We start from the raw sequence: 1,118 nt of genomic DNA on the forward strand, positions 1-1,118 counted from the left end.
GTGGTCGGGTGCGGCGGAGTTGTGGGTGCGGGGTGGGGAGGTCGACTGGGAACGGATGCTCGCCCCGGCCCGCCCCGAAACCGTCGACCTGCCCACCTACGCCTTCCAGCACCGGCACTACTGGCCGGCCGCCGTCCAGTCCGGCGGCGACCTCGCCCAGCTCGGCCTGGGGGCCGCCGGGCACCCGCTGCTCGGCGCGGCCGTCTCCCTGGCCGACGCGGAAGGCGTCCTGCTGACCGGCCGGATCTCACTGAAGACGCACCCGTGGCTGGCCGACCACATGGTCAACGGGCAGGTGCTGCTGCCCGGGACGGCCTTCGTGGAGCTGGCCGTACGGGCGGGTGACGAGGTCGGCTGCGACCTGCTGGAGGAGCTGACGCTGCAGGCGCCGCTGACCCTGCCCGCCACCGGCGGCGTGCACGTGCAGATCGCCGTCGGCGCGCCCGATGAGGACGGCAGGCGCCCGCTGACCGTCCACGCCCGGACCGACGAGGAGCCGTGGACCAGGCACGCCAGCGGCTTCCTCACCAAGGACACCGCCGCGGCCGCCTTCGCCGAGCCGTCCTGGCCCCCGCCGGGCGCGACGGCCCTGCAGGCGGGCGACGTGTACGAACTGCTGGCCGGGATCGGCATCGAGTACGGCCCGGCCTTCCAAGGACTGACCGCGCTGTGGCGCAGGGACCAGGAGCTCTTCGCCGAGGTGGCCCTGCCGGAAGGCACCGAGGCCGGCGGGTTCGGCCTGCACCCCGCGCTCCTCGACGCGGCGCTCCACCCGCTGGCCGTGGGCGGTTTCTTCGACACGCAGTCCGCGGACGGCCCGGTGCTGCCGTTCGCCTGGACCAACGTCCGGCTCGCCGCCACCGGCGCCGCCGCCCTGCGCGTACGGCTCTCGCCCGCCGGAGCGAACAGCGTCCGCATCGAGGCCGCCGACGCCACGGGCGCACCCGTCGCCTCCGTGGACTCGCTGGTCGTACGGGCGCTGGCCGCCGAAGACCTCAAGACCGGCACCGACCCGCTGCGCGACGCGCTCTTCGCGCTCGACTGGATCGCGGCACCGGCCGCGGCCGCCACCGAACCCGGCGAGCCGTACGTCGCCATCGCCGGCGGCGGCGACCCGC

At 75.8% G+C, this 1,118-nt stretch carries 1 protein-coding gene; it reads left to right on the forward strand.

Going from position 1 to position 1,118, the window contains the following annotated elements; translation table 11 throughout:
* Positions 1-25 precede the first annotated feature (25 nt).
* Positions 26-1,118, forward strand: a 1,093-nt coding sequence (locus tag ACWJ6R_RS36820) for a polyketide synthase dehydratase domain-containing protein (RefSeq protein ID WP_449066624.1), incomplete at its 3' end; no start/stop codon positions are given.

The sequence above is a fragment of the Planomonospora algeriensis genome, assembly GCF_977012225.1.